Annotated in this window: 24 protein-coding genes, 1 tRNA gene and 1 pseudogene; 17 read left to right on the top strand and 9 right to left on the bottom strand. The window is 47.5% G+C overall.

Going from position 1 to position 25,503, the window contains the following annotated elements; all coding sequences use genetic code 11:
- Positions 1-63: 63 nt before the first annotated feature.
- Positions 64-411, bottom strand: coding sequence for an outer membrane protein assembly factor BamE (locus B0182_RS00210; protein WP_112742774.1), 348 nt, complete (start codon positions 409-411; stop codon positions 64-66).
- A gap of 86 nt (positions 412-497) precedes the next feature.
- Here B0182_RS00210 and B0182_RS00205 point away from each other — a divergent pair, with 86 nt between their 5' ends.
- The 8 genes from B0182_RS00205 to nqrF all read left to right on the top strand — a co-directional run bounded on the left by B0182_RS00205 (position 498) and on the right by nqrF (position 8,291).
- A complete protein-coding gene (locus B0182_RS00205) occupies positions 498-1,457 on the top strand; it encodes a DUF3025 domain-containing protein (protein WP_228157751.1) in 960 nt (319 codons plus the stop codon).
- An 80-nt stretch (positions 1,458-1,537) separates the two neighbouring features.
- Entirely contained in the window at positions 1,538-1,984 is a 447-nt protein-coding gene (locus B0182_RS00200; protein ID WP_078273017.1) for a hypothetical protein, read from the top strand.
- A gap of 410 nt (positions 1,985-2,394) precedes the next feature.
- Positions 2,395-3,735: a Na(+)-translocating NADH-quinone reductase subunit A gene (locus B0182_RS00195; protein WP_078273016.1), complete on the top strand. Its 1,341-nt coding sequence runs from the start codon at positions 2,395-2,397 to the stop codon at positions 3,733-3,735.
- A gap of 3 nt (positions 3,736-3,738) precedes the next feature.
- Positions 3,739-4,989 carry an NADH:ubiquinone reductase (Na(+)-transporting) subunit B gene (locus B0182_RS00190; protein WP_078273015.1) on the top strand — a complete coding sequence of 417 codons (1,251 nt, stop codon included), beginning with the start codon at positions 3,739-3,741 and terminating at the stop codon, positions 4,987-4,989.
- A complete protein-coding gene (locus tag B0182_RS00185; protein ID WP_078273014.1) occupies positions 4,973-5,779 on the top strand; it encodes a Na(+)-translocating NADH-quinone reductase subunit C in 807 nt (268 codons plus the stop codon). The genes B0182_RS00190 and B0182_RS00185 overlap by 17 nt, the downstream gene beginning before the upstream one ends.
- Positions 5,780-5,781: 2 nt before the next feature.
- Positions 5,782-6,441, top strand: a complete 660-nt coding sequence (locus tag B0182_RS00180; protein WP_029103012.1) for an NADH:ubiquinone reductase (Na(+)-transporting) subunit D — start codon at positions 5,782-5,784, stop codon at positions 6,439-6,441.
- Complete coding sequence (nqrE, locus tag B0182_RS00175) at positions 6,441-7,049, top strand: NADH:ubiquinone reductase (Na(+)-transporting) subunit E (protein WP_029103013.1); 609 nt, start codon at positions 6,441-6,443, stop codon at positions 7,047-7,049. The genes B0182_RS00180 and nqrE overlap by 1 nt, the downstream gene beginning before the upstream one ends.
- Before the next feature lie 9 nt (positions 7,050-7,058).
- Positions 7,059-8,291: an NADH:ubiquinone reductase (Na(+)-transporting) subunit F gene (nqrF, locus tag B0182_RS00170; protein WP_078273013.1), complete on the top strand. Its 1,233-nt coding sequence runs from the start codon at positions 7,059-7,061 to the stop codon at positions 8,289-8,291.
- 392 nt (positions 8,292-8,683) lie between these two features.
- On the opposite strand, the gene B0182_RS00165 is transcribed toward nqrF, so the two are convergent.
- The 3 genes from B0182_RS00165 to B0182_RS14105 all read right to left on the bottom strand — a co-directional run bounded on the left by B0182_RS00165 (position 8,684) and on the right by B0182_RS14105 (position 9,502).
- Positions 8,684-8,768, bottom strand: a tRNA-Leu gene (locus tag B0182_RS00165).
- 36 nt (positions 8,769-8,804) lie between these two features.
- On the bottom strand, positions 8,805-9,356 hold the full coding sequence (locus tag B0182_RS00160; RefSeq protein ID WP_078273012.1) for a hypothetical protein: 552 nt from the start codon (positions 9,354-9,356) through the stop codon (positions 8,805-8,807).
- The gene (locus tag B0182_RS14105) at positions 9,353-9,502 is read right to left on the bottom strand and encodes a hypothetical protein (RefSeq protein WP_158079577.1); all 150 of its coding nucleotides are present in this window, start codon (positions 9,500-9,502) and stop codon (positions 9,353-9,355) included. Before B0182_RS14105 ends, B0182_RS00160 begins: the two co-directional genes overlap by 4 nt.
- A gap of 169 nt (positions 9,503-9,671) precedes the next feature.
- On the opposite strand from B0182_RS14105, the gene rlmD reads away from it, so the two are divergent.
- Entirely contained in the window at positions 9,672-11,093 is a 1,422-nt protein-coding gene (gene rlmD, locus B0182_RS00155) for a 23S rRNA (uracil(1939)-C(5))-methyltransferase RlmD (protein WP_078273011.1), read from the top strand.
- A 63-nt stretch (positions 11,094-11,156) separates the two neighbouring features.
- Here rlmD and B0182_RS00150 read toward each other — a convergent pair.
- The 5 genes and pseudogenes from B0182_RS00150 to B0182_RS00130 all read right to left on the bottom strand — a co-directional run.
- Positions 11,157-11,333: pseudogene (locus B0182_RS00150) on the bottom strand (MscL family protein); the annotation flags it as partial.
- A gap of 139 nt (positions 11,334-11,472) precedes the next feature.
- On the bottom strand, positions 11,473-13,320 hold the full coding sequence (gene typA / locus B0182_RS00145) for a translational GTPase TypA (protein WP_078273010.1): 1,848 nt from the start codon (positions 13,318-13,320) through the stop codon (positions 11,473-11,475).
- A 162-nt stretch (positions 13,321-13,482) separates the two neighbouring features.
- Positions 13,483-14,718, bottom strand: a complete 1,236-nt coding sequence (locus tag B0182_RS00140) for an OmpA family protein (RefSeq protein ID WP_078273009.1) — start codon at positions 14,716-14,718, stop codon at positions 13,483-13,485.
- A gap of 249 nt (positions 14,719-14,967) precedes the next feature.
- Positions 14,968-15,702, bottom strand: a complete 735-nt coding sequence (locus tag B0182_RS00135; protein ID WP_078273008.1) for a pyridoxine 5'-phosphate synthase — start codon at positions 15,700-15,702, stop codon at positions 14,968-14,970.
- Positions 15,703-15,744: 42 nt separating this feature from the next.
- Positions 15,745-17,175: a C13 family peptidase gene (locus B0182_RS00130; protein WP_078273007.1), complete on the bottom strand. Its 1,431-nt coding sequence runs from the start codon at positions 17,173-17,175 to the stop codon at positions 15,745-15,747.
- Between the two features lie 511 nt (positions 17,176-17,686).
- Between B0182_RS00130 and ccoS the strand changes: the two genes are divergently transcribed.
- The 8 genes from ccoS to B0182_RS00090 all read left to right on the top strand — a co-directional run bounded on the left by ccoS (position 17,687) and on the right by B0182_RS00090 (position 25,497).
- Positions 17,687-17,899 (top strand): cbb3-type cytochrome oxidase assembly protein CcoS, encoded by a 213-nt coding sequence (ccoS, locus tag B0182_RS00120; protein ID WP_036387736.1) that lies wholly within the window; start codon positions 17,687-17,689, stop codon positions 17,897-17,899.
- A complete protein-coding gene (locus B0182_RS15045) occupies positions 17,896-18,732 on the top strand; it encodes a sulfite exporter TauE/SafE family protein (protein WP_078273005.1) in 837 nt (278 codons plus the stop codon). The genes ccoS and B0182_RS15045 overlap by 4 nt, the downstream gene beginning before the upstream one ends.
- Before the next feature lie 226 nt (positions 18,733-18,958).
- Positions 18,959-19,846 (top strand): LysR family transcriptional regulator, encoded by an 888-nt coding sequence (locus B0182_RS00110; protein ID WP_078273004.1) that lies wholly within the window; start codon positions 18,959-18,961, stop codon positions 19,844-19,846.
- Between the two features lie 81 nt (positions 19,847-19,927).
- Positions 19,928-20,263: a Uma2 family endonuclease gene (locus B0182_RS15040; RefSeq protein ID WP_208624060.1), complete on the top strand. Its 336-nt coding sequence runs from the start codon at positions 19,928-19,930 to the stop codon at positions 20,261-20,263.
- A complete protein-coding gene (locus tag B0182_RS15035; RefSeq protein WP_208624059.1) occupies positions 20,250-20,516 on the top strand; it encodes a Uma2 family endonuclease in 267 nt (88 codons plus the stop codon). The genes B0182_RS15040 and B0182_RS15035 overlap by 14 nt, the downstream gene beginning before the upstream one ends.
- 264 nt (positions 20,517-20,780) lie before the next feature.
- Entirely contained in the window at positions 20,781-23,627 is a 2,847-nt protein-coding gene (rapA, locus tag B0182_RS00100) for an RNA polymerase-associated protein RapA (protein ID WP_078273003.1), read from the top strand.
- Positions 23,628-23,643: 16 nt separating this feature from the next.
- Positions 23,644-24,000, top strand: a complete 357-nt coding sequence (locus B0182_RS00095) for a 5-carboxymethyl-2-hydroxymuconate Delta-isomerase (protein ID WP_078273002.1) — start codon at positions 23,644-23,646, stop codon at positions 23,998-24,000.
- Between the two features lie 3 nt (positions 24,001-24,003).
- Positions 24,004-25,497 (top strand): YifB family Mg chelatase-like AAA ATPase, encoded by a 1,494-nt coding sequence (locus tag B0182_RS00090; protein WP_078273001.1) that lies wholly within the window; start codon positions 24,004-24,006, stop codon positions 25,495-25,497.
- Positions 25,498-25,503: the final 6 nt, after the last annotated feature.

Here is a 25,503-nt window from a genome sequence, read left to right as displayed (position 1 = left end):
AGTTGAGAGTGGGGTAAAATATTTAAATTACAAATTGTGTTATAAAGGGCAGGCACGCCCTAATTACTGATTTCTTCTTGGCAGTGATTCACGCCCTGCGATACGCACCACACGCCCATTTTCAAAAAAGATAGACAGGTACTGACTGGCGTTTTTGATGTCTTTTTTGCCCGCTCGCTTGCCGTCTGTGCCTGCGGTGTAGTCATACAGATAGTCAAAGCGGTTCGGGTTTAGCGTGTCTTTCATGGCAGGGCTACCAAGCAAATAGGTCACTTGGTCGGCGGTCATGCCTACTTGCACCTGCGATGCCTGAGCGGACGTGATGGGCGTGCCTTGGGGCAAATCAATGGTATACACACGAAACACCGAACAGCCTGACAATGCCAATGTGCCGACCAGTGCCAACGCCATGAATTTAGGGGCAAATGTTTGCGATAGGGTCATCATATACTCTCATCTTTATAAATAATCGCCATATTAAACGCAAGTGCGAAAATATGCAAGTTTTTTATGACGCCCTACCCCCAAAAGCCGACTACCCAAAGCTTACAAAATATGCTATGCTCACGATGATTCTACCGCCTGTTAATGTCATCATGTCCGATTTTTCACACGACTTTTTGCACGACTTTGCCACCATTGACCCGTCCGCCCCTTGGCTTGCCCCGTATTTGCCCATTCATCAAGCATATGCCAACCGCCCTGCCCTGCCACTGTTTGAGTGGTTAAATGGCTATTTTGCTGACAATGATATTGCCCTAAAAAATCACCAAAACTGCCCACTTGCCTTTACCCATCAAAACGACCTAGAACACGGCACAGCGTACGAAACCCACATCGGACAACACCACAAAATCCCAACCCGTGATAATCTGCACGACTGGTTTGGGGCGTGCGTGTGGTCGGTTTTTCCCCATACCAAATCGCTACTTAATACCAAACATCTCGCCCACATGGGCGACAACCACACCGCCAACGGACGTAACCGTGTGCGAGATACCATTACCGTATTTGATGAAAATGGGGCGATACTTGTTGTCGCCGATGATGAGATTGGCACTACCATTAGGCAAGCCTTGGTGGGTTTTGATTGGCAAACGTGCTTGGTGGATAACCGTGAATATTGGGCAGATTATCATCATGACAACAACAAAAAAGCCAAAGTCTTTATCTTCGGTCATGCGTTATTGGAGCAACTCATCAGCCCCTACAAATCCTTATGTAGCCATACCGTGATTATCAAAGTTCATTCGTCATTTTTTGCCAAATCACTCAACGAGCAATTAGCCATGTTGGACAATCAATTATCAGAACATTTAAATAACTTTTTAAAAGATGATATTACACCACGCCAATTAAATCCTCTGCCGATATTGGGTGCACCGTATTTTTGGGATAATGCCAACCCTGATTTTTATGATGACCCTTTTGTATTTAGAGCAGGTCGGAGAAAATAGTTTTTAAAATAAATTTAAAATAAAACCACTCAAAAAACCCAATCATTTATCACACTCATATAACCAAGTTGGAAAAAACCATGTATAAAATTGCCTTGATTGTACATTTATTTGGAGCCAGCATTTGGGTGGGTGGGCATTTATACCTGCTTATCCGCCTAATGCCCAATTTTATCCGCCACAATGACGTGGCAGGATTTTTAGCCTTTGAAAAAAGCTATGAACCCTTGGGCATGACCGCCCTTGCCGTGCAAGTGATAACAGGCTTTTATATGCTAACAACCCTACTACCCCCATCACTTTGGGGGCAAAACATGGGCATGCTGACCGCCCTTGTGCATGGTAAATTAACATGGCTTATCTTGACGATACTCACCGCCTTGCACGCCCGTTTTCGGGTAGTTAAAAAGCTAGAAAATGGCACGCATACCGCCAATACATTAAAAGTCATGGGATTTCACGTGCTACTTATCTGCGTGTGGAGCGTGGCATTTGTCATCAATGGGGCGTTTTTCCGTTTTGGGTGATATTTTTATAAACAATTATCATTTGTAAAATTACGCCCCATCTTGTCTCATATCTTTTTGACATAATCATGACAATCAACCATTTACACTTAATATTTCTCAAAAATTTCTGTAAATTTATCAAAGTTTAGCGTATAATAGATAGAATCTTCATGCCTAATTTGGGCAAGAGAACGATTGTTAGGACGTGTTAAACGTGATGAGTTACGGTCATGGACAGAGATTTGTCAAGTCTTATTCATCTAAATTTTAATTAACACGCCCTAAACGTTCATCAAAACAGGTAGCCAGTCGCCACTGTAACTACAAGCATTAACGTGTTGTTAAGGAGTTTAAGGTCAGCGTTAAAGCTCTCGTGTGTACCAACAGGAGTCTGGCATGGTCATTTCACTCAGAGTGAGTATCCGCTTATGATTACCATAAAAAAGGGGTTGGATTTGCCTATCACAGGCGAGCCAACCAAAGAAATTAGCGAACACACACCTACTCATGTCGCCCTTATCGGTTATGATTATATCGGTATGCGTCCGACCATGCACGTCAAGGAAGGCGATACGGTCGCCAAAGGACAGGTGGTGTTTGAAGACAAAAAGCGTCTGGGGGTCAAATACACCGCCCCCGTCTCAGGTAAGGTCATCGCCATCAACCGTGGCGAGCGACGTGTGTTTGAGAGCCTCGTCATTGAAGTTGCCCAAGGCGATGAGATTGGCTTTAAAACCCACGCCAAAGACAGCCTTGCCAAGCTATCTCGTGAAGAAGTGATATCACAGCTCAATGACGCTGGCGAATGGACAGCGTTTCGTACCCGTCCTTTTAGCCGTACCCCTGAACTTGACAGCACGCCGTCAGCGATTTTTGTTACCGCAACCGACACTAACCCCTTAAGTGCTGACCCTGCCGATATCATCAATGCCAATATTGATGATTTTAACAGTGGTCTTGCCGTCATCTCTACCCTATCGCCAAAAACGCTTGTTTGTCATGGCAAAACCGCCCCAACCAAAGCCACCAATATTGCAGGCAGTGTTGAATATCACGGTTTTGACGGCGTTCACCCTGCTGGCAACGCAGGCACGCACATTCACTTTTTGCACCCCTTAGCTCGTGGCGTAACCGTGTGGACAATCGGTTATCAAGACGTGATTGCCATTGGTAAGCTCTTTACCACAGGTAAGATTCACACCGAACGCACCATTAGCCTAGCTGGTACGGTCGTCAAAAACCCACGCCTTATCAAAACCACTCGTGGGGCGGATTTGAACGCCTTAACCCATGGCGAGCTAAATGGCGATGACAACCGTATCATCTCAGGGTCGGTGCTGTCAGGTCGTAAGGCAAGCGGTGCGGTGGCGTATCTTGGACGTTTTCACAATCAAGTCTCGGTGCTGGTCGAAGGTCGTGAACGCCCTGCCATGCACTTTTTTACCTTAGGTGCCAACCGTTTTTCAACGCTACCGATTTATATTTCTCAATTTTTTAAAGGCAAAAAATACGCCTTTACCACAAGTACCAACGGCTCACCCCGTGCCATGGTGCCAATCGGTTCGTTTGAAACCGTCATGCCCCAAGACTACCTACCCACTCAGCTACTTCGCTCGCTCATCGTAGGCGACATCGTCGAAGCGGTGGAGCTTGGTGCACTAGAGCTTGACGAAGAAGACTTGGCGCTTTGCACCTTTGTATCGCCTGGTAAATATGAGTTTGGCGATATTTTGCGTGATAACTTGACCCGTATTGAGCAGGAAGGCTAAACGATGAAATTTATTCACAATATCTTTGACCGTATGGAGCCGTCCTTTGCCAAAGGCGGTAAATACGAAAAATACTATGCTGTTTTTGAGATGTTTGACACATTTTTTCGTCAGCCAAGCTCACAAACATACAGCGCCTCCCACGTCCGTGATGGTATCGACCTAAAACGGATGATGATTACCGTGTGGCTCTGTACTTTCCCTGCCATGTTTTGGGGGATGTACAATGTCGGCTTTCAGGCCTTGAGTGCCATACAGCATTTTGGCATTGTCCCAACAGGCTGGCGTACTGCCATTACAGGCATGGTCGGCTATGACCCAAATAGCATCCTTGCTTGTGTGGTTTATGGGGCGATGCAGTTTTTGCCCATTTATATCGTCACCTTTGCGGTCGGTATCTTGTGGGAGATTATCTTTGCCGTGGTGCGTGGACACGAAGTAAACGAAGGCTTTTTCGTTACGTCTGTCCTATTTGCCCTATCGCTACCGCCTGACATTCCGCTTTGGCAAGTTGCCCTAGGCATCAGCTTTGGTGTGGTCGTGGCAAAAGAAGTCTTTGGTGGTACGGGCAAGAACTTTCTTAACCCCGCCTTGGCAGGTCGTGCGTTCTTGTACTTTGCCTACCCTGCCTATATGTCAGGCGATGCGGTGTGGACGGCTGTTAAAGGCTTAAACAACGTGGACGGTTATAGCGGTGCAACTCCCCTAGGTCAAGCTGCCGCAGGTGTGCCGTCTAATGCTTTTGCAGACGCTTATGGTCAGACCATCTCTTGGGGTCAAGCCTTTTTGGGCAACATGCAAGGCTCTATCGGCGAAGTCTCAACCCTTGCCATTCTTATCGGTGGTGCGGTACTCATGTACACCAAAATTGCCAGCTGGCGTGTGATTGCAGGGGCGGTCATCGGTCTTGTGGTAACTGCCTTTATCTTTAATATGATTGGTTCTGAGACCAACCCAATGATGAGCCTTGCCCCCCATTGGCATTTGGTCATAGGTGGCTTTATGTTTGGTGCAGTCTTTATGGCAACAGACCCAGTATCAGCCGCCCACACCAACACAGGTCGCTGGTGCTATGGCTTGCTCATCGGCTTTATGACGGTTGCCATTCGTGTGGTAAACCCTGCTTTCCCAGAAGGTATCATGCTTGCCATTTTGTTTGCCAACCTATTTGCACCGCTATTTGACTACTTTGTCAAACAAGCCAACATCAAACGTCAAACAGCACGGAGACTAGCTCATGTCAGCCAAAAATAGTAACGTTACAACCCTTGTAACCGCTTTGGTGCTGTGCCTTGTCTGTTCGGTCATGGTGTCAGCCGTTGCGGTGGGTCTAAAACCCAAGCAAACTGCCAACAGCACCCTAGATTTTAACAAAAACGTCCTTATCGCCGCAGGTAAATTTGACCCAAATACTGAGTCAAATGCGGTGGTGGCAGAACGCTTTAAAGAGTTTGAAGTTCATCTTGTCAATCTAGAAACCGGCAAATTTGCCACCGAAGAAGAAGCCCAAAGTGCAGGCATCACAGACGTGGCAAACTATGACATTGCCAAAGCGGCTCGCACCCCAAGCCTTAGCACACCACTTGAAAACGACATTGCTGCCATTGGTGGCAAGCCAAAATTCGGTAAAGCCTATGTCGCCAAAAACGCCAGTGGTGAGATTGAGACGCTCGTTCTGCCTTTTCATGGGGCGGGTCTATGGGGTCAAATCTATGGACTGCTTACCCTTGATAAGGACTTTAACACCATTAAAGGCGTAAACTTCTACCAGCACAAAGAAACCCCCGGTCTGGGTTCTCGTATCACCGAAGAGCCTTGGCGTGCCCAATGGTTGGACAAAAAAGTTCACAACGATAACGGTGAGGTCATCATGGGTGTTGCCAAAGCAGGCACTGCCAAACCTACCGAAGTAGATGGCATTAGTGGTGCCACCCTAACAGGTCGTGGCGTGCATAACATGATTCAGTTTTGGCTGGGCAAAGACGGTTATCAGCCGTTTTTAGACAACCTAAAAGCTGGCACAGCTGGCGGTAAAGGAGCATAATCATGGCGGATACCAAAAAGATTTTAACCACGCCGATTTTTAATAACAACCCCATTGCCCTGCAAATCCTTGGTATTTGTTCGGCATTGGCGGTTACCACGAGCGTGCAAAACGCCCTTGTCATGTGTATTGCACTCACGCTCGTTACGGCATTTTCTAGCTTTTTTATCTCAATCATTCGTAACAATATCCCGTCATCGATTCGTATTATCGTACAAATGGTCGTGATTGCGTCATTAGTTATTGTGGTTGAGCAAATCCTAAAAGCAGTCGCCTATGACACCGCCAAATCGTTAGGTGCGTTCATCGGTCTTATCATCACCAACTGTATCGTTATGGGTCGTGCCGAAGCCTACGCCATGAGCAACCCACCAATCCCAAGTTTTATTGACGGTATTGGCAACGGCTTGGGCTACTCAACCGTACTGATTTTTGTGGCAAGTATCCGTGAAATCATCGGTAACGGTAGCTGGTTTGGCATTCAGCTTTTAGAAAAAGCCACAGACGGCGGTTGGTATATCCCAAATGGCTTGCTGTTGTTGCCACCGTCATCGTTCTTTGTCATCGCTCTGTTCATCGCCATTGTGCGTTACTGGAAACCTGAGCAACAAGAACCTGCGGAGTTTGTCATCGCACCAAATTCTAAGGGAGGGGCACACTAATGGGACACTATATCAGTTTATTCATCACGTCCGTATTCATTGAAAACATGGCTCTTGCCTTTTTCTTGGGTATGTGTACGTTCATCGCTGTCTCCAAAAAGGTCTCAACCGCCATCGGTCTGGGCGTTGCGGTCGTTGTGGTTATGGCGGTTACTGTTCCGCTAAACAACCTGCTTTACCAATTCCTACTAAAAGACGGGGCATTGGCGTGGGCAGGCATGCCAAATACCGATCTGTCTTTCTTGGGACTACTTAGCTACATCGCTCTGATTGCGGCAACCGTCCAAATCTTAGAGATGTTTTTGGACAAATTCATGCCAGCACTCTACAACGCCCTAGGCGTATTCTTGCCACTTATCACGGTAAACTGTGCGATCATGGGTGGCGTGCTATTTATGGTAGAACGTGATTACAACTTTGGTGAATCTATCGTCTATGGCGTGGGTTCTGGCTTTGGTTGGGCATTGGCGATTACGGCATTGGCAGGACTTCGTGAGAAGCTCAAATACTCAGACGTACCCGCCCCCCTTCGTGGTCTTGGCATTACCTTCATCACTGTCGGACTGATGTCGCTTGGCTTTATGTCATTCGGCGGTATGAGCTTATAAGGAGAAACCATGTTTGGTACAGCAATCAGTGGTGTCATCATGTTTACCGCCATCATCATGGGTTTGGTGGTGGTCATCTTGGTGGCACGCTCACGCCTTGTCAGCTCAGGCAAGGTAACAATTAACATTAACGACAATCCCGACAACAACGTAACAACCGCCGCAGGTGGCAAGCTCTTGCAGACCCTTGCAGGCGAAGGCATTTTCTTGTCGTCAGCCTGTGGCGGCGGTGGTACTTGCGGTCAATGTCGTTGTAAAGTATTGGACGGTGGCGGTTCTATCCTACCTACCGAAGAAGGTCATTTTACCCAAGGCGAGATTCGTGAGGGTATGCGTTTGGCGTGTCAAGTTGCCGTCAAGCAAGACATGAAAATCGAGATTGACCCTGAATTTTTTGATGTTAAAAAATGGGAATGTGAGGTTATCTCTAATGATAACGTGGCAACATTCATTAAAGAGCTTACCCTGAAAATCCCAGAGGGCGAAGTCGTACCTTTCCGTGCAGGTGGCTATGTACAGCTAGAAGCCCCACCGCACGAAGTGCATTATAAGGACTTTGACATTGCCAAAGAATACCACGAAGACTGGGACAACTTTAACCTATGGCGTTATACGTCCAAGGTTGATGAGCCTGTGATTCGTGCCTACTCTATGGCAAACTATCCCGAAGAAAAAGGCATCATCAAGTTTAACATTCGTATCGCAAGCCCACCGCCACGAGGTCCAGAAGGCATTCCTCCCGGTAAAATGTCATCGTATGTGTTTAGCCTAAAACCAGGGGATAAAATTACCGTATCTGGCCCTTATGGTGAGTTCTTTGCCAAAGACACCAAGGCCGAAATGGTATTCATTGGGGGCGGTGCAGGTATGGCACCGATGCGTTCGCACATTTTTGACCAACTAAAACGCCTAAAATCCGACCGCAAAATCAGCTTTTGGTACGGTGCCAGAAGTAAGCGTGAAATGTTCTATGTTGAAGATTATGACGGTCTGGCCGCTGAGTTTGACAACTTTGAATGGCATGTCGCCCTATCCGACCCACAACCTGAGGATAACTGGGAAGGCTATACAGGCTTTATTCACAACGTTCTGTATGAAAACTACCTAAAAGACCACCCTGCCCCAGAAGACTGTGAATTCTACATGTGTGGGCCTCCTGTCATGAACGCCGCCGTCATCAAAATGCTCAAAGACTTGGGTGTAGAAGATGAAAACATCTTGCTTGATGACTTTGGTGGTTAATCACCAACCTTGGCAAAAAATCCGCTCTGCATGGGGCGGATTTTTTGGTAAATGATAAATAATAATGACAACTCATTAAGGCTGTAAGAAACTCAAGAGTTATTTACGCTTTGTCTAAAATAAATTTCTACTCATAAGGCGTAAAAGTCAAAGTTTTTCCTGTAATCTCATCTTTCTGACTTAAAGATAAATGGAGTTTAGTCGCATTATAGAAATTAAGAATCTTGTTTTCTTGCTTTGTGTGGTCACTGCTTGCAAATTCACCTTTGTCATGCTACATTTGCATGAGTACACTCAACCCCTTGCAAATAAAGCCTTACAACCCAATTTTAACTACAAAAAAGGCTTAGCCCTATTATACAGACTAAGCCTTTGATTTTTAAAGGAATATTTGGTGCGAACGGAGGGACTTGAACCCTCACGCCGTGAAGCACTACCCCCTCAAGATAGCGTGTCTACCAATTCCACCACGTTCGCAAGTGGTGTGCATTATAGCCGAAGCCATCGCCATTTTCAAGCATTTTTTGCAAAAGATAGAGGTATATTTCGCCCAAAATGCACTTCGACGGTAAGTTTTGGCACGTCCCCTAACACGTCTTGGCACACGTTCATGATATGCTCGGCGGTGAGCCATTCTACCGTACTGCCCTCTTGGGCGGTGGCGTTCTTGACAAGCAGAGCCGACCCCAGTATCGCCACACGCCTTAGCCCTTTATATCGCATGAGTTCATAAACGTGTGGTTTTAGGGCAGTCAGGGAGTGTTTGAGCATTCGCACGCTGATGGGCTGTTCGGGGAATTTTTGGATAACAAGACTACCGACATACTCCGCCCCACCCATCTGCACGCCAAGCCCCGTGGTCTGCTTAGAGATGCGAAACACCATCGCATCGCCCAGCGACAGCTCGCCCCCGATTGCCTTTTTTGGGTAATGCTCGTAGTTGTCGGCATACAAGCCTTTGCACCGTGCGATGACAGGGTGGGCAATGTTACCGTCTGTACTAACGGGCATGATGAGCATCTGAGCCTTGGACTGCAAAAACGGCTCATGACTGGCAAAAATCACAACGCACCGCCTGATACAGGGTAAGCCTGCTCGCTGTCGGGATTCTCATTATCGCTTTTTTCATCAGCAGACGGCTTGGTATTGTCATGCTCATCGACTAGGGCGTCATGAATGACAAAGGGGTTGATGTTACATAACTGGCACATAATTTTCCTAATAAATGGTTTGGCATGGGCATATTTGACTTTGATGATGTTTATTTTTTAAAACATCAAAAGAATTTGATTATTATAATGCCAAACACTAAAAATACCAATGCCCACCCACAATAATGATATAATGCCCTTTTTATGATACCCAACAAAATAGGCAGTCATGACCCACCATTTAACCAAATTCGAGCAAACCCAAACGCCCATCACCCTACACATCACCGCCCTAACCCATGACGGACGTGGCATCGCAACCTATGACGACACGCATGGCGACAAATCGGGCAAAAAAGTCTTCATAAGCCACGCCCTGCCCACTGAGACGGTAACGGTACATCTTACCAAATCCAAAAAAAGCTATGATGAAGCCGACTGCTCGGGCGTGCTAACCCCAAGCCCTCACCGCACTGCTCCCATTTGTCCGCATTTTGGGGTGTGTGGCGGTTGCACCCTGCAACATTTTGACGTGGACGAGCAGATTCGGCACAAACAGTCTGTCCTACAAAACCACCTTACCAAATCAGGCATTACCCCTGCCACGTGGCTACCGCCAATCGTGGGCGACAGAACGCATTATCGCACCAAAGCTCGTCTGGGCGTGCGTTATCTACCCAAGACAGGCAGGCTCATTGTGGGCTTTCGTGAGCGGGCAAGCAATTTTTTGACAGACATTGACACTTGTCCGATTTTGGATCAGCGTGTGGGCGATAAATTAGATGACTTAAAACGCCTTTTAAAAACGCTAAAAGTCAAGGAAAGTATTACCCACCTAGAAATTGCTGTGGGCGAGAATGCAGGCAAAGAAGTGGGCGATTTGCCAAGCGTGGCTCTTATCGTCCGCCACACCAAGCCAATCAACAAAGCTGACACCGCCAAACTTATCCATTTTGGCAAATTGGTAAATTGGCAAATCTATTTACAGCTCAAAGGGGTAGATAGCATTTATCGCATTGACAGCACCGACAAGGCGATACTACCCATGAGCCACACCACACCCCCGACAGGCGGACTGTTTTATCATTTGCCTGAATTTAATTTGACCTTACAAAGTAGCCCTACAGACTTTACGCAGGTTAATTTATCCGTCAATCGGCAAATGGTAAATCTCGCCTGTCGGCTCCTTGATTTAAAACAAGGCGAGCGGGTGCTGGATTTGTTTTGTGGGCTGGGTAACTTTTCGCTGACTCTTGCCAAATGCGTGGGGGATACGGGCAAAGTCATTGGCGTGGAGGGTGGTCGTGATATGGTCATGCGTGCTAAGATGAATGCCAAAGACAATGGACTTACCAACACCGAATTTTTTACCCAAAACTTGACCCAAGATTTTTCAGGCGAACCGTGGGTAGGACAGGTGGATGCCCTACTCATCGACCCGCCACGCACAGGGGCGTGGGAGGTTATGGATTATCTGGGGCGATTTAACGCCCGCCGTATCGTCTATGTCTCATGCGACCCTGCCACGCTCGCCCGAGATAGCGTCCGCCTTGCCGAGCAGGGCTATCGGGTGACTCATGCAGGGGTCATGGATATGTTTTGTCATACGGGGCATGTTGAGAGTATTGTGCGGTTTGAAAAGGAGGTCTAAACCCATTAAAATAACAAACCCATCATCTATCAGATGATGGGTTTTGGATGTGGTACATGCTAATTATTTGCTTAGCTTTTGGCTAATCTCACGCAGTAGCAATACTTCTTCTGATGGTTCGGCAGGAGCTTCTGGCTCTGCTTCGGCTTGTCTACGCATTTTGTTCATGCCTTTGATTAGCATAAATACAATGAACGCCAAAATGATAAAGTGGCTCTGGTTCAAAAAGTATGCTACAAAGAAAACCGTTCGTGGTGAGCTTGGGAAACCTAACGGTTTTCCTACCCGTAGGCATAGCTCAGGGCGAACGGAAAACCTAGTTTGACATACTTTTTAGACTACTACCAGAATATTTAAATAATGACATCATTTTTGTCAATTAAGCATCCTTTTTGCGACCAAAACGCTTACGGTCATTTTCGGTCAGATACTTTTTGCGGATACGAATAGATTTTGGCGTAACTTCCACAAGCTCATCATCTTCAATAAATTCAAGTGCCTGCTCCAAGCTGTACTCCAACGCAGGGGTCAAAATAATGGCATCGTCCGAACCTGACGCACGGATATTGGTGAGCTGTTTGGCTTTGGTTGGGTTTACCACCATGTCATCACCACGAGAGTTGATACCCACAATCATGCCTTCATAGACTTCAAGCTGTGGTTTGGCAAACAGTCGCCCACGCTCCTGCAAGCTAAACAAAGCATAACCTAGGCAAGTACCTGTTACCATAGAAATCAGCACACCATTTTGACGTTTGGCAACCGCACCCTCTTTCATCTCACCATAATGGCTAAAACTTGATGTCATGATACCTGTACCAGATGTCATGGTCAAGAACTCCGAGCGAAAACCGATAAGCCCACGAGATGGCACGGTCGCCTCGATACGGATACGACCTTTACCATCCACCTCCATGTTGGTCAGTTCGCCTTTGCGGTTGCCCATCTGTTCCATGACCGCCCCTTGATGTTGCTCTTCTACATCAAAAGTTACGTTCTCGTACGGCTCACACATCACGCCATCAATCTCTTTGATGATAACCTCCGGACGAGACACGCCAAGCTCAAAGCCCTCACGTCTCATGTTCTCAATCAAGACAGATAAATGTAGCTCACCACGACCCGACACCTTAAAGCGGTCTGGGCTGTCGGTATCCTCAACACGCAAGGCAACGTTGTGAATCAACTCACGGTCTAGGCGTTCACGAATGTTACGAGACGTGACAAATTTACCCTCACGCCCTGCAAATGGGCTGTCATTGACTTGGAACGTCATCGATACAGTCGGTTCATCTACTGACAATGCCGGCAAAGCCTCGACTTTTTTGGGGTCGCAAATGGTGTCCGAGATGTTAAGATTGTCAATACCTGTCACGCAGACGATGTCGCCAGCTTGGGCAGACTCCACGTCCACACGTTCAAGTCCATGATAACCCATGATTTTTAGGATACGACCGTTACGCTTGTTGCCGTCTTTATCCACGACCACCACAGGCGTGTTGGTCTTGATAGAGCCACGTTGAATACGCCCCACACCAATCACACCCACAAAGCTGTTATAGTCAAGGCTTGAAATTTGCATTTGGAATGCACCGTCCACGTCCACTTTTGGTGGTTCAACGATGTCCACAATGGTCTCAAACAATGGTGTCATGTCAGGAGCAGGCTCATCAGGCGACAGCCCTGCAATGCCGTTAATGCCTGAGGCATAAACGATGGGAAAATCAAGCTGTTCGTCTGTACCGCCTAGATTATCAAACAAATCAAACACTTGGTCGATTACCCAATCGGCACGGGCAGCAGGTTTATCAATTTTGTTGATAATCACAATCGGCTTTAAACCACGGGCAAACGCCTTTTGGGTAACAAAGCGAGTCTGTGGCATGGGACCTTCTTGGCTATCTACAAGCAGTAGCACACAGTCCACCATAGATAACACACGCTCCACCTCACCACCAAAGTCGGCGTGTCCGGGGGTGTCCACGATGTTAATGCGGTATTCGGTGTTGGTGCGTTTATCCATCCATTTGATGGCGGTGTTTTTGGCAAGAATGGTAATACCACGCTCACTTTCTAGGGCGTTTGAGTCCATGACTCGTTCAATCTCGCCCGCTCGCTCGCCCAAGGCGCCTGATTGTTGTAAAAGTTTATCAACCAAGGTTGTTTTACCGTGGTCAACGTGGGCAATAATGGCAATATTGCGTAGATGTTGGATATTGTTTGACATAAAATCTCAAAATTTTAAATAAAAATAGGGGTGCAAATTAAGAACTTACACAAAAGCTGTCTATTATAGCATGGATTTGACCAATAATAATATAAAATGCCAAGTTTTAGAAAATAAAAAACCACCCAAATTACTTTGGATGGTTTTTGAATAATCAGAAGATTATTTGGTTTCTACAACGTTAGTTACCTTGTTACCTTGGATAACTGCATAAACACGGCGGTTAAGTGCTTTGTTTTCAGCAGTATCGTTAGGTGCTACAGGACGGTCAAAGCCATAACCTACCGCAGAGATACGGTTAGGAGCGATACCGAACTCGTTAGATAGCATAGACTTCACAGCGTTTGCACGAGCTTCAGATAGGCGTTGGTTGTACTTAGCACTTGAACGCTTGCTGTCTTTAGAAGCGTGACCTTCGATGGCAGCAGTTGCGTTCGGGAACTCACGCATCTTGTCAGCAACTTTAGCAACCTCTTCACGGAACTGTGGTTTGATGTTTGACTTGTCACGGTCAAAGAATACACGAAGTTCCATGCGTAGGTCTTCTTGTACCGCAGTCTCAACTGGGCAACCATTAGCATCAACCACAACGTTGCGTGGAGTATTTGGGCATAGGTCTAGATGGTCAGCAACACCATCACCATCACTGTCGATGAACTGCTCTTCAACAACTTGTACTTGTACAGGTTGAACCACTGGCTCATGAATAGGTGCCACAGGTACGGTAGGTGCCAAACGACCACCTAGAGTCACTTCAAGACCTGCTAGGGCTTGACCTTCCCACCATGCGTTGTCAAAGTTGTGAACGGCACGAGCTTCGCCACGTAGAGCTAGAGCGTCGTTGATTAGGTAACGAGCACCTAGACCTAGGTTACCGATGGTGTCTTTTGACTCAGATGCTTCTATGCCAGCTGGAGTACCATCACGAAGTTGTTCACGGCTTTCTACTTTATATTTGGCTTGACCTGCACCGATAAGCACATAAGGCTTGAACTTATTGTTAGTGTAGCCTGAGAATTGCTCAGTGCCGATTAAGAAGTTACCAGAGATGATTTCTTCTTTGGCATCAAATACGTTTCTAGGATGAGCATTGGCAGAAGCTTTTGAAGCTCTTGCATCAGTATCAGTTACGCCATATTCTACTTGGAATTGAGTAGATGGGGTAAGTTCCACACCTAGGGCTACGCCAGTATACAGGTCACTTTCAAGAGCAACACCATTTTGCTCACCTGCTTTATTAGGATTAAAGTCTACACCTTCAACCTTGAAAATCTCACGTTGCTTTTTGTGAGCTTCGTCTTGATATTGGTAACCAACTAGTGGGGTTACAGTCACGCCAGCAGATGCGACGGTAGCAGTAGCGGTAACCAATGCCAAAGCGATTTTATTAAGTTTCATAAATTCCTCCAAAGGACGGTTTTGATAAAGTCAAACACACTTAGACTATCACTGTCTATTCTAACATTAAGCGGAAATATTTTTCAATACAAATTACAAAAATAATTCAGCTTTCTGACAGATGGAGATAGCTTAACGGCAAAATAAGAATTTGACAACCTTTTTTTGATAAAAAATACAGTTTATTACATAAAAGTTGCCAACTTTTACAATAAAATAGGGGTTTTTAGCGATAAATGGCAATAACGATTAATCAGAGAATGCTTGTCTCATGTTTTTTACCGCTTTATCCAGCCCCACAAACACGCTATCAGCAATGATACTATGCCCGATGTTTAATTCATGAATGCCGTCAATTTGGGCAATGGGGGCGACATTATCCACTGTCAGTCCATGTCCTGCGTTTACCAAAAAGCTCGGGTGTTTAGACAAAGCAAATGCTACGCCTTTTTTGACACGGTCTAGCTCATGGGCGATTTTGTCTTGGTTATTTTCAAGGCAACGCTCGGCATACGCCCCTGTGTGAATCTCAATGGCATCTGCCCCAAGCTCTATCGCTCTGTCAATCTGGGCGGTATCAGGGTCTATAAAAAGCGATACTTTGATACCGACATTTTGTAAGTCTTTGATAAAGCTAGGTAATTTGTCATTATTCATGACATCAAGCCCACCTTCGGTCGTCACTTCTTGGCGTTTTTCGGGGACAAGGCATACCCACTGGGGGCGGACATCACGGGCAATGGCAAGCATCTCGTCCGTTACCGCCATTTCTAGGTTCATCGGAATGCCAATCGTTTTTTTTATGGCATAGACGTCAGCGTCCTTGATATGACGGCGGTCTTCTCGCAGGTGCAGGGTAATGCCGTCCGCCCCTGCCTGCTCACACACCACCGCCCCTTTGACAGGACACGGATAATCCACGCCACGGGCGTTACGAAGTGTGGCAATGTGGTCAATATTGACACCAAGTCGGGGAGTTGTCATGGTTTTTCCTTAATATGTCGCATGTGTTAGGGCTTGCTATTGTTAAGGTTTGCTATCTGCTGGCATGGTCGGCTCTTGGCTGTTGTCAAAAAGCGTTTGCTCAAGCTCGGGCAGTGCCGTTTTCATGAGACTACCGACATACATCTGTGGCTGTGATGGCGTAAAACCCATGAGTGCTTCTAGCTCGCCCACTCGCTTTTTGGTGTAGGCGTAGGCATTATCAAAAGTGTTTTTATCGCCACGCAAGCCTTCGGCAAAAAACGCCCGCCCAAAATAACTCAAATCGGCGTTATGACTACACCCAAAAGACGCTCTATCGGCAGCCGATGCGGTGATGATGAGCGTGGTCGGTGATGCCAAACTCTCAATAAACGCACCCGAGTAGCACGATGAGACGACAATCACCCGCCAACGAATGCCCGATGCGTCAAGCGTCTCTTTGAGCCACACAGGGTCAATGTCGTCCAAATCCAGTGGCGGATTATCCAGCACCAAATCCCCCAAAATCTGACCGCTCTCATCCACCGCCCCGTGTGAGCTTAACGTTAAAAACAGCACGTCTTCATCGGCATTCATCTGTTTGCCGATGGTTTGGAGCGTCTCGTGAATACTGGTCTTAGTGGCGATGGGGTCAGACTGCCATGTGTTTGGGTTATTGATGAGTGCAATTGATTTGCCCTTTGTGCCAAAACGCACATCAAACAGCTGTTTTGCCTGCTCTATCTCATTGGTAAAGACATCCAACTCGCTATATCCTGCCACACCCATAAAGTACCAGTCGGTCTCGCCCGTCTCAGACTTTTCAATGTTCGCCAAATGGTCTGCCAAAATCATCGGCTGAGCATAAAAGGCAGTCTCGCTGATGGTCGGGCTTTGGTTTTTTACCTTAAAAATGGGTTGGTCTGCCACGTTTTTTTGCCACACCACCAACAGGGCAATCGCCCCTATCATCATGATGACTCGCTCCCACCACTGCCAGTGCAAACGCTTGGCGAAAATCAACAGTAGTGCCGCCGTCTGCCACACAAACAGTGCCACGAACAAATCGGGCAAAATGCGATACATCCAATTTGGTAGCCAGTTTTGCAAGCTCAAAAACTGCATGCCACTTTGCACCAAAATCAGTAGCGTATCTGCCACTAGCCACAAAATCACAGGCACAAACAGCAGTGAGTAGTTAAGCGTACGCTTGGCAAGCAAAATCCCTGCAATGAGCATGATGGTCGGCCAAATCAAGTAGCTAATCAGCCCCTGCTCGTTAAAGTCGCTACCAAAATTTGCCGTCAGCCACGCCAATAAGATATTGACCGCCAACGCCAACAGAGCAAACAGAGCAAACTGCCCAAACGTGGGCTTGACCCAATTAAAGGCACGCACCGACCCCACCAACATCCACAAGGCAGCGACGATGTTGGCGGCAAAGTTTAGGGAAAATCTTGGTAGGGATTGGATTTTTAGGGATTCTAGTGACAAATGGCGACTCTTTATCGATATAGAACAAAAAGTTAAATTGGCTTATTTTCGCAAAAATTTACGGTTGTGGCAAGTGGTTTTATAAAAATTTGGTGCATGGTTGTTTGTAAATACTAAGATTATTGATGTCTACTTATTAAATTAACTTCATCTATTTTTAAGAAAAAGTGATGTTTATCTAGGGCGTGCCTGCCATTGATAACATTTTTATAAAATAAGATGAAAGTTTGACAATTTCAATTGATTTTTGCATGAAACATGGCTAAATCTTGTTTTTCATCGTAAATACCAAAGGCAGGCATGCCCTAAAACCATAAATTTTTTGTGGATTTTTAAAAAACTTAACCGCCAAAGCGGATAAATATGTTAGAATATTACCCCTATTTTGGTTTGTGTTGATTGGTTGGCACTGGGGCATTTTCCCTTTGTCCAAATTTATCAATAAATACGCCATTAACCAAGAGTGAATTTACACCTTTCTACCTTTAACACCTTTTATAAAAGAGATGACATGGTCAGTATCTACCTGCTCATTCCACTAAGTCTTATGTTGTTCGTTGTGGCGATTTGGGCGATTGTGTATGCGGTCAAATCCAACCAGTTTGAAGACTTGGACAACGCCCCCGACCAAATCATCTTAGACGACCGTCAAGCCCGACGTGACACCCTAAATCACGCTCGCCAGGCAAACCAAAATAACCAACACCACAAGGATAACGCATGAGTATCGCTCTATTAGTACCTGCCCTTGCCATGGGCTTTTTGGGGTCGCCACACTGCATGGGCATGTGTGGGGGCATTGTGACTGCTTTTGGCATTTCGATGAAAAACCTAAGCCCCCAAAAGCGTGGAATGCTTATCGCAACCTATCATACAGGACGTTTGATGAGCTATATGGCTCTTGGGCTCATTGCCACTCTCATTGGCGAGAGCGTGCTTGCTCCGCTCATGACCGATAACGCCCTGCCCCGTATCGTGCTGGGTCTGGCGATTGTGTTTGCCGCCCTACTCATGCTTGGCGTGCCATTTTTAAATCGCCTTGAAAAAGTGGGACTGGGTCTGTGGAATCGCCTTGCCCCTGTCCGCCAGAAGGTACTGCCCATGGACAGCTTGCCTAAGGCTTTGGGAGCGGGTCTGCTGTGGGGGCTACTTCCCTGCGGTCTGGTCTATGGGGCACTGGTCATGGCGATGAGTGTGGCGGCGGCAGGGCATGAACCCATCATGGGCGTGCTGTTCATGCTCGCCTTTGGGGTTGGTACGTTGCCCATGCTTATCATGACGGGGGCGGCACTGTCATGGCTACAACAGAAGGTTAAAGCCTTTAACCTGCGTAAATTTAGTGGAGCTGTTATGCTCATCTCGGGACTGTCTGTCATGCTCTCGCCCACCATCATGCATCTCATGCACGGTCATCATCATGGCGGGCATGGCAATCATGGTCATGCACACGGTGAACACCACCACGAACACAATCATCAAATGAGCCAAGACACTCATGCAGGGCATAAACATCATCATGACCATGGGCATCAGCACAGCCATGACCATCATCATTAAATACCATCATCAAAGCCCCGTCATGGGGCTTTGATATGATTGGGCGGATGTTTCTATGGACACGCAAAGCCAACCCCCAAAACCTATGGCAAATATCAAATTCATTGGGCGTACAACAAACCACATCCCATTATCAATCACTACTTATTCTCATTACCAACCTTTTTAACCTGAAAAATTTTTGATTTTATGATAAAATAATGAAAAATTTTAACCCAAAACCGCCATGCTAGAAATCCGCCATTTGCAAATGCTCTCTGCCCTTGACCGTCTCGGTTCGCTTGCCATGACTGCCGATGAGCTTAATTTGACCGCATCCGCCATTTCTCATCAATTAAAAGAACTAGAAAGCTATTATGACATTACGCTGGTCAATCGCCGTACTCGCCCTGTAACCTTTACGCCAGCAGGTCGCTTGGTTTTGCAGCTTGCCGATAATGTCCTACCGCAAGTCGCTCGCACCAAAGCCGACATAAGGCGTTTGGCACACGGACAAGCAGGGCAACTAAGACTGGCAAGCGAGTGCCATAGCTGTTTTGATTGGCTCATGCCGATTTTAAATGTCTATCGTAACGAGTATAGCGATGTGGAGTTGGATTTTGCCTCTGGCTTTGAACCCGAACCACACCAAATGCTCCTAGACGGCGACATTGACCTACTCATCACGGCAAGCGATTTGCCGATAGACGGTATCCATTATGAGCCACTGTTTACCTACGAAAGTCGCCTTGTGATGTCACCCACGCACCGCTTGGCAAGCCATAGCGTGATAACTCCTACCGACCTAGCGGACGAGACACTCATCACCTATCCTGTGGAGCAGACTCGCCTTGATGTCATTGCCAAATTTTTAGAGCCAAATAGCGTTACCCCCAAACATATTCGCACGACCGAGCTTACCGCCATGCTCATTCAGCTGGTGGCAAGCGAGCGGGGTGTATCGGCACTGCCCGACTGGGTGGCGAGCGAATATGAGAAAAAAGGCTGGGTGGTAACACGTCCGCTCGGGGCGGGGGTGCATTGTCAGCTGTATGCAGGGGTGCGTGCAAGTAGTATGGATATGGCGTATGTGAAGGGGTTTTTGGGGTTACTTGAAGGGATTAAAAAGCAGTAATCGGACAGTAAAACCTTGCAGTCACGCTTTGGGCGTGTTATGCTAATCTTACTGACCCCTAGGCGACCATTAGGAGCTGTCATGACCATCACTAGCCTGTCCGAGCTTAATCTTAATCATCGCTATACTTATGCCGATTATTTGACATGGCAACTAAAAGAAAAAATTGAACTCATCAAAGGCAAAATCATCGCCATGAGTCTTGCCCCTACTCGCTTTCATCAAGACATTGCATGGAATCTAAGCCGTGTGCTTGGTGATTATTTTGACAAACAGCCGTGTCGGGTTTATTTTGCCCCTTTTGATGTACGGCTAACAGGCGATAGCCCCGAGATTGAGACGGTGGTTCAGCCTGATTTGTGTGTGGTGTGTGATTTGTCAAAACTGGATGATAAAAGGGTGTGTGGGAGCCCCTGATTTGGTTGTGGAAATTCTATCGCCAAGCAACTCAAAAAAAGAGATGAGCATAAAATTTGATCTATATCAAGAAGCAGGTGTGCGTGAATATTGGATAGTGGACAGCAAAGCACGCACGATTTTGATTTATGTGTTAAAAGATGGCAGTTATGTGGGCGAACGTCTTTATGTACAAGGCGAGAACCAAGTCGCCCATTCGGTTATTTTTGATGGATTGGCGTTTAATGTGGATAAGGTATTTGATTTATCCTAGGCAGTTTTTATTTTATTTTGCCTTGTCAAATAAAATCTTTCTATTTTAATCTTGCCACATTTAGCCCCATCAAACTTAACCCTGTCAAACCACGCCTAAAAATAGGACAACCATCATTTACCCTATTTACCCCACCCCACCCACAACAAATTTTTATTGCAAAATCCTACCCATTTCACTTAAAATAATCAATTTGCCTTTATAAAATGGGGATTGCCCCCATAAACATAAATTCATCACATCTTTACCGAGCGTTAAATTTTTATGAGCGTATTTGCCATTGGTCAGCGTTATTTGTCCGATTCTGAGAGTAATTTGGGATTGGGCGTGGTCATCGAAGTGGACGACCGCTGTGTTCACATCTTATTCCCCCAAAGCGAAGAAAAACGAGTGTATGCCAAAGCGTCCGCTCAACTGTCACGGGTGGTCTTTGGCAGTGGCGACACCATTTTTGACCAAGACGGGCAAGAGTTCGTGGTGGCAAGCTGTGAAGAGATAGCCGATGTCATGCGTTATCATCTGACCTGTGGCAAAAGTCTCATGGAGACTCGCCTGTCGGCAAACATCACGCTCGCCAAGCCCTTGGAGCGACTGCTGGCAGGACGCATTGAGCATAATGAGCATTATGAAGTCCGTCAAGACGCCCTGAAACTCAACGCCATGCTCACCCGTCATCCGCTTCGTGGACTCATCGGGGCAAGAGTGGACATCATTAACCATCAGCTCTACATCGCCCACGAAGTCGGCAAACGCCTAGCCCCCCGAGTACTACTGGCAGATGAAGTGGGGCTGGGCAAGACGATAGAAGCAGGGCTTATCGTTCATCAACAGCTCATCACAGGGCGAGCCAATCGGGTGCTTATCCTTGTCCCTGACAGCTTACAGTATCAGTGGATGATAGAGTTAAAACGCCGATTTAACTTAGATTTTGCCATTTTTGACCTAGTACGGACAGCATCCATCAAAGAACATAACCCTGATGAAAACGTGTTTGGCACCGAACAGCTCATCATCGCCAGCATTGATTTGTTGCTTGACCATCACGACCTATATGAGCAGGCGTATGCATCGGGCTTTGATTTGCTTGTGGTGGATGAAGCCCATCATCTGCATTGGGACAGCGAACAAGGCGGTAATGACAAATACGAGTTGGTGGCAGATTTTGCCCAGCACATCGCAGGGGTGTTACTACTGACCGCCACGCCAGAACAGCTTGGCGTGGAGAGTCATTTTGCCCGCCTGCGACTGCTTGACCCGCACCGCTTTGATGATTTGGATGATTTTATTGCCTCCCAAGACGCCTTTGCGGACGTGGCAATGGTGGCAACTTTGCTGATAGACGGCAAAGATCTGACCGATAAGCAAATCACGGCAGTGGCAGGACTGCTCGGCTTTGATGTCAGCGAGATTGCCGACATCAATACCAATGACAAACTCCGCCAGCACATCATCAACGAACTGCTAGACCGCCACGGCACAGGACGTGTACTATTTAGAAACACCCGAGACAGCGTGCAGGGTTTTTATGGACGTACAAGTATCGCCTACCCACTACCCCTGCCGACAGCGTGGCAAAACACCCCTTACACCCATGGCAAACTGCGTGAACAGCTGTGGGGCGAAGAAAGCTTTCCCGACGGCTCATGGCTAGAAGCTGACCCCCGAGTGCCGTGGCTCATTGAGCTGTTAAAAAACGACTTAAAACACAACAAAGTCCTGTTCATCGCTCGCTCTGGGGCGACCATTGAGAGTTTAGAAGCGGTGTTACGTCTGCACGCTGGCATTAAGACCGCCATCTTTACCGAGCAGATGAGCCTGTTGGAGCGTGACCAAGCATCTGCCTACTTTGCTGACACGAGTGGGGCTCAGATACTGCTGTGTAGCGAGATTGGCTCGGAGGGGCGTAATTTTCAATTTGCCCAAGATTTGGTGTTGTTTGATTTGCCTGCCAACCCTGACACCTTGGAGCAACGTATCGGACGACTTGACCGCATCGGACAAATCGCCCAAATCCGCCTGCATGTCCCTTTTGTCGTTGGCACCGCCCAAGAACGCCTATATCATTGGTATGACCATGCTCTAAACATCTTTAACCACATCAGTCCCACCGCCCAAACAGTGCAAGAGCATTTCATCGCTGACCTAAAACCACTACTAGAAGGGCAAGGCACGCCCAATGACTTTGCCGAACTGGTGGCGGACGCAACCGCCCTGCGTATACAGCTCGAAGAAGAGCTACAAGCAGGGCGAGACCGTCTGCTAGAACATAACTCATGCCGTCCTAGCGTGGCAGGACGTATCGTGCAAGCCATGCATGAGCTGGACAACACGCAGATACTGCCAGTATTTCTTGACCGCTATCTGGACGCACTCAACGTCGATTATAGTATTAGCCGTGATGATTCGTGGGTCATTCATCCCATTGACAGCACCGAAGTGCAGGACATCTCGGGACTGCCCCTTGACGAAGACGGTATGGCCCTAACTTTTGACCGCACCCAAGCCCTGACCCGTGAAGACATGGCGTACATGACCCTAGAACACCCGCTCATGACGGGCGTGTTAGAGTCCATCAAGTCAGGCACGTTTGGCAACACCAGCGTGGTGCTATTAAAATCATCCGCCATGCCACAGGGTCTCATGCTCATCGAAAACCACTTTCGAGTCGAAGCCATCGCTCCCAAACACCTAAATCTATCTGCCTATCTTTCAGGGCAAATCATCCGTGTGCTACTTGCCGAAAATGGCAATGACCTAACCAAAGTGGCAACCCCCGACAAACTTCTGCCCATCATTGACAGACTAGACAAAGCCAAAGCCCGTCAAGTCATCAAGGCAAGACATGAAGTCATCGGCAACATCACCGCCCTAGCCAAGACTAAGGCAACCGATGAGCTGTCCGCCATCAGTGCGTCCGCCCAAAGCCAATTTGCCGACCATCTGGATAAAGAGATAGGACGACTGCAACGCCTACAAGCCATCAATCCAAACGTGCGAGATGATGAAATAAAGACTCTCATTGAGATGAAAGAGCAGGGACTGTCGGCATTGGCAAATCTATCGCTCGTACCTGACAGCATTCGTGTACTGATTTGTGTCAAACCTGATTAATCCAAAAGGAAGTTTTATGCCCCATCTTACCCTAGAATTATCCAAAAACCTAAAAATCGCCGATGAAGCTGATTTGTTATTAAAGCTAAATACTGCCCTATTTGAAAGCGGTCAATTTGCCCAGTCCAAAGACATCAAAAGTCGTGTATATCATGCCACAGACAGCCTTATCGGACTGGCGTTTGATGACGGCGAGCATTTTGTGGTGGCACATTTCGCGATTATGGCAGGTCGCAGTGATGAGATAAAGGCGGATTTGGTCGGGCGTGTGATGAGCGTATTACAAAGCGAGATTGGTAAGGCTTACCAAAACGTGCAATATGCGGTGAATTTGACTGAATTGTCCAGCGTTTATCAAAAGGCGATTGTATAACCCATGTCCTTCGCCCAAATCCACACCCGTTCTGTCATCGGTCTGACCGCACCGCCTGTTACGGTGGAAGTCCATATCTCCCAAGGCTTGCCTGCCCTAACCATGGTCGGCTTGCCCGAAGCGTCTGTGCGTGAAAGTAAAGACCGTGTCCGCTCGGCGATTATCAACAGTGGTTTTGATTTTCCCAATCGCCGTATCACGATTAACCTTGCCCCTGCTGACCTGCCAAAAGACGGGGCTAGGCTTGATTTGCCGATTGCCATTGGGATTTTGACGGCAAGTGGGCAGATTGATGAGACGGTGCTGGATAATTTTGAATTTGTGGGCGAGCTTGCCCTAAATGGCGATTTGCGTGGGGTAACAGGCTCACTGTCGGTGGCTCGCACCCTAAAAGGCGGTGGGCGGACGCTAATCCTGCCAAGTGCCAATGCGTCCGAAGCGGTGCAAGTGGCGGATATTTGCGTGCTGGGAGCGGAGAATCTCGCCCAAGTCTGCCGTCATCTAAATGCTATCAATGGCGGTCATGCAGACGACAAACTTACCCCAACCGCCATACCGACCGCCAAAACAGTGGCGACTTATCCGCTTGATTTGTCCGATGTCAAAGGGCAACACCACGCCCGTAGAGCGCTGGAGATTTGTGCCACAGGTGGGCATTCTATGCTGTTTAAAGGCTCGCCCGGTTCGGGCAAAACACTCATGGCAAGCCGTCTGCCGAGCATTTTACCGCCCTTGACTGACGATGAAGCCCTAGAAGTGGCAAGCATTTATTCAGTGGCAGGCGTGCCTTATGAATTTGGTATACGTCCGTTTCGCTCTTGTCATCATACCATGAGTGCGGTGGCGTTGTCGGGCGGTGGATCACGCCCCAAACCAGGGGAGATTAGCCTTGCTCATCAAGGCGTGCTTTTTCTTGATGAATTGCCCGAGTTTGACCGCAAAACGCTCGAAGTCATGCGACAGCCGTTAGAATCCAAAACCATCACGATAAGTCGTGCCAACTCACAGGTGGATTATCCTGCCAATTTTCAGCTCATCGGGGCGATGAATCCGTGTCCGTGTGGCTATCATGGCGATCCGTCTAACCGTTGTCGCTGTACGCCTGAGCAAATCCGCCGTTATCAGGACAAAATCTCAGGTCCCTTGCTTGACCGTATTGACCTGCATATCCACGTCCCTGCCATGCCGATAGACGACCTACAAAACGCCCCACAAGGCGAACCGTCTGCTGTGGTGCGTGAACGTGTGGCAAAGGCTCGCCAAATTGCCCTAGACCGTCAAGGCAAAGCCAACAGCGAGCTGACCCCAAGCGAGATTGATACCTACATACCGCTTGGCACGGCAGAAAAACAGCTCCTAGCCACCGCCCAATCACGGCTCAATCTCTCCGCTCGTAGCTATCATCGGGTGCTAAGAGTGGCTCGCACCATTGCTGATCTGGCAGGGGCGGATAGGGTGGGCATGGCTCATTTGGCGGAAGCACTTAGTTATCGCTAACTTCTT

The sequence above is a fragment of the Moraxella bovis genome (assembly GCF_002014975.1).
Lineage (GTDB): Bacteria > Pseudomonadota > Gammaproteobacteria > Pseudomonadales > Moraxellaceae > Moraxella > Moraxella bovis.
The sequence above is the reverse complement of the archived record's forward strand: the minus strand, read 5'-3'. Positions and strand labels throughout refer to the sequence as shown.